This window comes from Thermodesulfobacteriota bacterium, from assembly GCA_036482575.1.
Lineage (GTDB): Bacteria > Desulfobacterota > GWC2-55-46 > GWC2-55-46 > JAUVFY01 > JAZGJJ01.
Map to the genome: position 1 here is coordinate 1 of JAZGJJ010000159.1, position 8,677 is coordinate 8,677.

Here is an 8,677-nt window from a genome sequence, read left to right on the forward strand (position 1 = left end):
GGGGCTATCTTCTTCTCGACGTTCCTTACGGCCTTCAAAACCCCCTTACCGAGATACCTCTTCGCGCCGTCCCTTATCTCCACGGCCTCGAATTTTCCGGTGGAGGCCCCCGAAGGCACCGCCGCCCTCCCGGTGAACCCCCCCTCGGTTATAAGTTCCACCTCCACGGTGGGGTTGCCGCGAGAGTCCAGTATTTCTCTTGCGAAAACGTCGATGATGGTCGTCATGCGTCCTCCCTGGTTAAGCGGTGCTTTTCACTTCCAATCTTAATTATTATACGTTGCGGGTAAAAAAAAGCAAGAGCAAAACAGCCCCGGGGCATGCTGCGGGCTGTCGCCTTCAGCACCCTGCGTTATTTGCCCCACGAGACATACATCTTTGCGGGCAGGCCATTGACTGAAGCCTCCCGCACACTGTTCTTCGGCACTGAGTCCGTAACAGTCTCGGCGGGGCTGAGCCTCATAACGGCTTCCACAACCCGTAGCTTCAAGTCCCCGTCCCCGGCTATCCTGCCGATAAGCCGGGCCTCCATCTCCTTAAGCTCTTTTTTCGAGTAGTACGTGTATCTTAAGCTTAAGGTGTCTCCTGCCCCGAGGAGGAGTGATTGTGCCAAAAAGCACGTATGGGTGCTCTCGGATCTTCTGTGCGTATCTTTCTGGCTTATAAGGTCGTGATAGATCACCACCTTTCCGTTGCCGTCCAGGATATTTATTTTCATGTCAACGTCGATACGGGTCCCTGCGGGAACAGTGAACTGCTGGCCCCCAAAGATTCTCTGGAACGGTGAGTCCAATAACGTGACGGATTGTTTCTCAACAAGTTTTATGTCAAAGGTCCCGTCCCCCGTGGGTAGCGGACGCTTCCCGGCCATCTTTTCAAAAAGCGCGACCGCCTGTTCGCCACGGACCACCTCCCATTGGCCCGGGAGGAAGAGGCCCGCTTTGCCGGCCCTGAACTTAAAGCACGCCCGGTAGTTCGCTTCACACAGGTACATGTTGCCGTCCGGACCGACCATACCGCTCGTATTGAGGTAGATGTTAGAGAAAAAGATGTCCCGGCCTTTCTCGTAGCTTCTGAATACGCTCCGTCCGGTAAAGGCCGCTGCCGCCCGCTTATCGAGCCCCAGATAGTCCAGCGTCGAGGCCGCGAGGTCGACCTGCATGAACCTTTCGTCGATCCTCATGCGCTCCCCGGTGGGCGGGATGGCGATTAGAAATCCCCAGCTCTGGCTCAGCATCTTGCTCACGTCGTTCGCGCCGCTGCCGATACCGGCGGATTCGTCCGAGGTGAGCAGAACCAGTGTATCCTTTAAAAGGCCCTCCTCCTCCAGGGAATTGAAAAAGCTTCCCACCGCCCGGTCAAGGTAGCTGAATGCCTCCCCGGATGAGCCCTCGGGGTACGGGGACTTGTAGCCGCGGGGCACTGCATACGGGTGGTGGGTTCCGACCGTCAGCATGGTCAAAAACCACGGCCTGCCCGACGACTGCAGCTTCCTCACCATCTCAAGGCTCTGCTCGAAGAAGGCCCGGTCGTCCACCCCCCACTCACTTCTCTTGTATGGGCTTTTGAACCACTCGTCGCCGTAAGTTTTCGAAAAGCCCGCCTTTGGCATGAACTGGTCCTTCATCATAAAGCCCAGCGGCGCGGCCTGCAGGTAGACCGTATCGTAGCCGGCGTCTTTGAGGATGCCCGGCAGGCAGGTAAGCTCCGCCCCGGTCCGCACGCTCTCGCTCATCGCCGGTTCGGCGGCTAAAAACCGCGGGTAGTCGCCGCAGAGTATGGCATACTCGCCGCGGTTGGTCTGCCGCTGGTTGGAGATAAAGGTGCTGTACGCGACGTTATTTTCGGCCAGCTCGTTCAAGCGCGGCATCTTTATGGCGGACCCGATGCCGTGGGTTTCGGCTATGTGGTCGAGGTAGGCCCCGGAGACGCCTTCCAGCATCACGAGCAGAACGTTTTGCCCTGCGTTGTCGAGCTTTAAAACGGGAGTGCCATTGAACTCCGCAGCGGGAAGAGAGTCGGCGCGCCCCTTCACCGCAGAGCGAAGCGAGCTCCAACGCAGGTTCTCATAGGCGAAGTTTGCCTGGCGCCACCCGAGGATCCCATGGTCTTTTTGCCAGGCAACGTTAAGACCCGCTGTGACGAGGGCCAGGACGAGGAATACGCTCCCACTGAAGGCCGCCGTTTCCTTGCGGAACGCGAGCCGGGCCGTAAGGCCCGACAGGAGAAGGACTACGCCCAGGAGCAGCGGCCTCGATATCGAAACGACCGACCCCATAAGAAAAGTCCGGTCCGCAAGGTAGCCAGCATTGGCCAGAAGCGGGAGGGAGTTCAGCGTCTTTACGTGTTCGTAGCTGCCGTAATTCAGGACGCACCAGACAACCGCCAGAACAACCCCTCCCACCCGCCATAACCTGGAAAGCCACGATACCGCCGCAGCCAGGAACAGGACCACGACCATGTCGGAAAAGAAGCCGTGGACGTCATGGAGACCTAAGGTGCTTTCCTTCTCAATAAGGAGTAACGCGCGCAGTACGGCCGGCGGCAGATAGAGTGAGGCAAAGAGGATGAGGTATCCGGATACCGAAGCCACTATTTTTCCCCCGCGACCTCTTCCCGCTCCGAGGCCGGCGGCACCATAAAGTCGGTATAAAGTCCCCCGACACCGGCTGCGAACAGCCTGTCTCTTAAGCCGGGGTTGTTTACCGTGTGGGCGTATGCAAATACACCCGCGGCCTTAAGCCTCCCGGGCAGGCCGGAGAACGCTCTCGGGGCGGGCATGGTCACCGCGTAAAGCTCGTTATTACCGGAGAACCGGACCACCTCGTCGTTCGTGGCGCTCGTCCTGTAGAGCGTCAGTATTATGTCTTCATAGCCGAGGCCCCTGACGATACGGTACTCCGAAAAGCTGTATATCTGCGGTATGAAGCGGCCGAGCTGTTCGGGGTACCTGTCCCTTATTGAGGTCAGGGCCTCTATGTTCTTCCTCTTCACGTCCGTAACGATACGGGCGTCCCGGTGCCCATCCAACCATTCTATCAGGCCTCTTAGTGAGAGCTGCGTAAGTCCCCCCGACATCTTCAATCTCAAGAAGCCCTCCAGGGAGGGAACAGGCTTTGGGTCGCCAAAGAGGGCCTCGAAGCCTTTATTCCAGTCGTGCATCAATACCAGATGCCCGTCACTTGTCCACTCGAAGTCGCACTCGAAGAGACGGTGCCCTTTCGCGTAGTTAAGTTCCAGGGCTTCGAGGCTGTTGGTGTAACTCTTTCCGTTGATGCCGCCTCCGGCGTGAGCGATAAGGGGAGGCGGGCCGGAGCATGCCGTCGTTGCGGTAAAAAGACAGACGAGGAAGGCCTGGGCAAAGAATGACTTTATTTTCCTGTAGGTAAGTGTCATATGCGCGGACAGGAACACACGGGAGTTGTTGAAAAAGTCCTCTCGCCGATCCCGCAGGGAGCATGTAATGTCCAGTATAACTTTCATATTACCGCACGCGGAACGCCATGGTCAAGGCATTATCCCGGGCGCTATCATGGTCGCTCGAAATATGATAACCTCCTACCGTTCCGCGCGGTATCTTATGCCTTGAACGAGACAGGAAGACGAGGTGGAAAAAGGAGAACGGGTGACACGGGAAAGGACACTGGAAGCCGTCCTGCTGGGCGCGCTCATCTTATTCGCTTTTCTGGTCGGGGTCTCGAAACTCTCCGATTACGATACCTTCTACCATCTCGCCATGGGCAAGTACATAGTCGAGACGGGAAAGATAACACATGCGGTAGACCCGTTCGCCTTCACGCCCGTAAAGCAGATGACCACTATCTCGTGGTTGAGCGGGGTGCTCTTTTTCGGGGTGCACGGGGTGGCGGGGCTCGGGGGGCTGATTCTCTTCAAGGCCCTCATTGTAGCCGCGCTCTGCCTCGTCCTCTACCTCAACATGAGGCTCGTCTCCGGCGATGAACCCCGGAATATACTCATCATTCTGGCGGTACTGCTCGTAACGGTATTCGCCATAAGGATGCGGCTCTTCGTCAGGCCCCATATCTTCGAGTTCCTCCTTATACCCCTCTTCTTCTATATCCTGAACCTCCACAGGTTAAAGGAGAAGAACTATCTCTACGTGCTCCCGCTGCTCCAGCTCCTCTGGGTGAACCTCCACCCGAGCAACATACTGGGTATGGCCGTCGTCTGGGCGTTCTTCGCCGGAGAGGGGTTTAAGCACCTCCTCGGCCGGGGTCCTTCTCTCGGGAGGAGGGGTGTCAAGGCACTGGCCGTTACGGCGCTGGCGGTGACGGCGGTCTCCGTTATAAACCCGGCGGGGTATAAGATATATCTCTTCCCCTTCATGCTGACGGGGCAGGAAACCTATATGCGGAATATAGGAGAGTGGCAGGCCCTGACCCTCTCGCACCTTACCGGCTATAGCCTGAGGTACACATGGGGTTTTTCCGTGCTACTGCTGTCGTCCATAGCTATATTCCTCTACCGGCGCGGGAGGTCGGACCTGACCGACCTTATAATCTTCTGCCTCTTTTTCTACCAGGCGCTTAAGGGGGTGCGGCTCACCGCCGAGTTTTCCCTGGCCGTCGCGCCCATGGTGGCCGGGGGCTGGTCCGAGATCTCCCGGCGGATATTCCCGAAGCGCTCCGGCGGCGGCAACAGGCTCCCTGTGGCCGTTGCCGTGCTCCTCGCTCTCGCGGTACTCTTCCACTCGACCGTCCTGAAGAGCGGTACCTACGCCTTCGGCCTGGGGTTGAAGGAGAGGGTGTTCCCCGTAACGGCGGTGGAGTTCCTCGTCGAGAACGATATACGCGGCAGGATGTATAACTCCATCGGATACGGCGGCTACCTCGCCTGGAACCTCTTCCCCGCCCATAAAGTCTTCATAGACGGCAGGAACGACGTTTACGGCGAGGAGCTTTACAGGGAGTACCTCGACGCCCATTCCGACCCGGACGTGTGGGAGAGGCTCGTTCAGAGATACGCCCTGGACTGGGTGATACTCGAGTACTCGAGGGACTACGGGGGGAAGGAGAGGATGCCGCACCTTCAGGCCAACCCGGAGTGGGCCCTTATCTACTGGGACAGGGTGGCCGTAGTCTACGCGCGGAGGAACTCCGTTAACGAGGGTATCATAAAGAAGTTCGAGTACCGTTACGCGAGGCCCAATGAAATGAACCCCGCCTACCTCGGGCGCTACCTCCCGGACCACGACAAGACCATGGGGGCGTTGGCGGAGCTTAAGCGCAATCTCTCGATAAACCCGGATAACGAGGAGGCCCGCCTCTCTCTCGCCTTCCTCTACTACGGGCTCGGCAGGCCGGAGGAAGAGTTAAAGGAGATGCTTAAGGTTGTAGAGATAAACCCTCGTCTGGCCTTTGCCCACTCGGCCCTAGGCGAACTCTATATGCAGAGGGGAGACAGGGAGAAGGCCGGGGAGGAGTTCGAAAGGGCGCTCGGGATCGACCCCGGCGACAGGGTCGCCCTGGGCGGCATGGAGAGGCTTGAGCACGGGCGCGGCGGACAGTGAATGTAACGGTGAGGCGGTTCTGACGGGAACGTAAAGAGCACTACAAAAATCCGTTGGAATATGTTAATCTCAGAGGCGTTATGCAGCACTCAAGGTTCGTACACCTCCACGTCCACACCCAGTACAGTCTCCTCGACGGCGCCATAAGGCCCGAGGCGCTCTTTAAGCTCGCCCGCAAATACAAGATGCCGGCCGTGGCCATGACCGACCACGGAAACCTCTTCGGCGCCGTGGAGTTCTACCGTAAGGCGACCGCCGCCGGGGTAAAGCCCATCATAGGCTGCGAGGTCTACGTCGCGCCCGGCCACCGTACCGACAGGACGCCTCCTTCGAGGGGAGAGGGAGGAGGGGGGCACGGGTCGGCCTACCACCTGGTCCTCCTGGTAAAGAACGCAAAGGGCTACCAGAACCTCTGCAAGCTCCTTACCAAGGCCTACCTCGAGGGCTTTTACTACAAGCCCCGGGTCGATAAGGAACTCTTGAGCGAGTATGGAGAGGGGTTGATAGCCCTTAGCGCGTGCCTCCACGGCGAGGTCTCGCATCTCCTGAACAGAGGGCTTACGGATAAAGCCGTAAAGGCGGCCGGGGAGTACCGCGAGATATTCTCCGACAGGAGGTTCTTCCTTGAGCTCCAGAGTAACGGCATGGAGGAGCAGAAGAAGGTCAACAAGGGGCTCATCGAGATAAGCGGCAAGCTCGACCTGCCGGTTGTGGCGACCAACGACTGCCACTACCTTACGAAAGAAGAGGCGCGGGCGCACGACATACTGCTCTGCGTACAGACCGGCACCACGGTAAACGCGAAGGACAGGATGCGCTTTCAGACCGACGAGTTCTACTTCAAGAGCCCGCGCGAGATGGAGGAGGCCTTCAAGGAGGTCCCCGAGGCCATAGAGAACACGGTGGAGATAGCCGAGCGCTGCAACATGGAGATGAGGTTCGGGGAGTACCACCTGCCGGAGTTCCCCGTGCCCGAGGGGGATAGCCTGACGAGCCACCTGGAGGCAAAGGCGCAGAGGGGGTTGGACCGCAGGCTCACCGCCATGAGGGAGAAGGGTGGAGATGTCGAGTCGGTCAAGTGGCAGTATTACGACCGCCTCAAGAAGGAGCTCAAGGTCATAAACGGCATGGGTTTTCCCGGCTACTTCCTTATAGTCTCGGACTTCATAGACCATGCGAGGAAGATGGGCATCCCGGTCGGGCCGGGCCGGGGCTCGGCCGCGGGCTCTCTCGTGGCCTACTCGCTCGGCATAACCGGGCTCGACCCCATACGCTATAACCTCCTCTTCGAGCGTTTTCTGAACCCCGACCGCGTCAGCCTCCCGGACATAGACATAGACTTCTGCATCGAGGCCAGGGACGAGGTGATAAAGTACGTCACCGAGAAGTACGGCGCGGATAACGTCACGCAGATCATAACCTTCGGGCAGATGAAGGCCAGGGCCGTCATAAGGGACGTGGGTAGGGCCCTTGACATGCCCTACGCCGAGGTGGACAGGATCGCCAAGCTCGTCCCGAACCAGCTCGACATAACCATAGACAAGGCCCTTAAGGAGGAGCCGAAGCTCAAAAAACTCGTTGAGGACGACGGACGCGTTAAGGAGCTAATAGAGGCGGCCCGCTCCCTCGAGGGGCTTCCCCGCCACGCCTCCACGCACGCCGCCGGCGTGGTCATCTCCAACAGGCCGCTCGTCGAGCACCTCCCCCTTTACATGGGCCAGAAGGACAACATAATAACCACGCAGTTCCCGATGAACGACGTCGAGAAGATAGGGCTCGTCAAGTTCGACTTCCTGGGCCTGAAGAACCTCACGGTCATAGCCAGGACCGTGGACGAGGTGAAGCGGAACCACGGGGTGGAGATCGAGATCGACGCTCTCCCCCTCGACGACAAGCCGAGCTACCGGATTATGGGGCTCGGCAACACCAACGGGGTATTCCAGCTCGAAAGCTCCGGGATAAAGGACCTCCTGAGGAAGCTCAAGCCCGAGAGCTTCGAGGACCTTATGGCGGCGGTCGCCCTCTACAGACCCGGCCCGCTCCAGAGCGGCATGGTCGACGACTTCATAAAGCGGAAGCACAAGAAGGCGTCCATACCCTACGAGGTCCCGCAGTTGAAGGACATACTCGAGAACACCTACGGGGTCATGGTCTACCAGGAGCAGGTGATGGAGATAGCCAGGTCGCTGGCCGGCTTCACCCCCGGAGAGGCGGACGTCTTGAGGAAGGCCATGGGCAAGAAGGTCCCGGAGGTGATGCTCGAGCAAAGGGAAAAATTCCTGGATGGGGCCAGGGCCAAGAAGATACCGCCGAAGAAGGCCGAGAGGATTTTCGACCTCATGGCGAACTTCGCCGGTTACGGCTTCAATAAGAGCCACAGCGCGGCCTACGCGTTTATCGCCTACCAGACGGCCTACCTTAAGGCCCATTACCCCGTGGAGTTCATGGCCGCGCTCCTATCGGCCAACATGGGGGACACCGACAAGGTAATGAAGTACATGGGCGAGTGCAAGGACATGGCTATAGAGGTCCTGCCGCCCAACCTGAACGAAAGCGCCGTCGATTTTGCCGTAAAGGGGAACACGATCAGGTTCGGGCTCGCGGCAGTGAAGAACGTTGGGAGCGCGGCCATCGAGTCCATGCTCACGGTGCGGGACGGAGAGAGTGGCGGCCCCTTTGCCTCGCTCATGGATTTTATGAGCCGGGTGGACCTGAGGAAGTCCAATAAGAAGGTGGTCGAGAGCCTTATTAAGTGCGGGGCGTTCGACTTCACGAAGAGTTCGAGGGCCGCCCTTATGGCCTCGCTCGACCGCTCGCTCGAGACCGCGCAGAGGATACATAAGGACAGGGAACTCGGGCAGACATCACTCTTCGGCGACGCTGGCGGTGGCAACGGGGCCGACGCGGTCCGGGAGGCCGATCCCGTTCAAGACCTCCCGGAGTGGCCGGATAAGGAACTCCTCGCTTACGAAAAAGAGACACTCGGCTTTTATATTTCCTCGCACCCGCTTACGGGCAGAGCGAAGGAGCTCGAGCTCCGCGCGAGCGATACGACAGGGAGCCTTAAGGATAGGCGGCAGGGGAGCGAGGTCTCGCTCGGCGGGATGATAGCGGGGATAAGGGAGACCCGGACGAAAAAAGGCGACC

Annotated in this window: 5 protein-coding genes; 2 read left to right on the top strand and 3 right to left on the bottom strand. The window is 58.9% G+C overall.

The features are described 5' to 3' along the window. From eno to V3W31_07005, 3 genes are all read right to left on the bottom strand, one after another. A partial coding sequence (gene eno / locus V3W31_06995; protein MEE9614684.1) for a phosphopyruvate hydratase occupies window positions 1-227 on the bottom strand: 227 nt, incomplete at its 3' end. A 125-nt stretch (window positions 228-352) separates the two neighbouring features. Next, entirely contained in the window at window positions 353-2,593 is a 2,241-nt protein-coding gene (locus tag V3W31_07000; GenBank protein MEE9614685.1) for an LTA synthase family protein, read from the bottom strand. Then, window positions 2,593-3,396: a glycerophosphodiester phosphodiesterase family protein gene (locus V3W31_07005; protein ID MEE9614686.1), complete on the bottom strand. Its 804-nt coding sequence runs from the start codon at window positions 3,394-3,396 to the stop codon at window positions 2,593-2,595. Before V3W31_07005 ends, V3W31_07000 begins: the two co-directional genes overlap by 1 nt. Before the next feature lie 229 nt (window positions 3,397-3,625). Between V3W31_07005 and V3W31_07010 the strand changes: the two genes are divergently transcribed. Then, a complete protein-coding gene (locus V3W31_07010) occupies window positions 3,626-5,530 on the top strand; it encodes a tetratricopeptide repeat protein (protein MEE9614687.1) in 1,905 nt (634 codons plus the stop codon). An 80-nt stretch (window positions 5,531-5,610) separates the two neighbouring features. Further along, window positions 5,611-8,677: DNA polymerase III subunit alpha (gene dnaE / locus V3W31_07015; protein ID MEE9614688.1), on the top strand; the 3,067-nt coding region annotated here is incomplete at its 3' end.

Coding starts and splice junctions, on each gene's coding strand:
- V3W31_07005 (MEE9614686.1), bottom strand. CDS start 3,396: ATGACACTTACCTACAGGAAAATAAAGTCATTCTTTGCCCAGGCCTTC.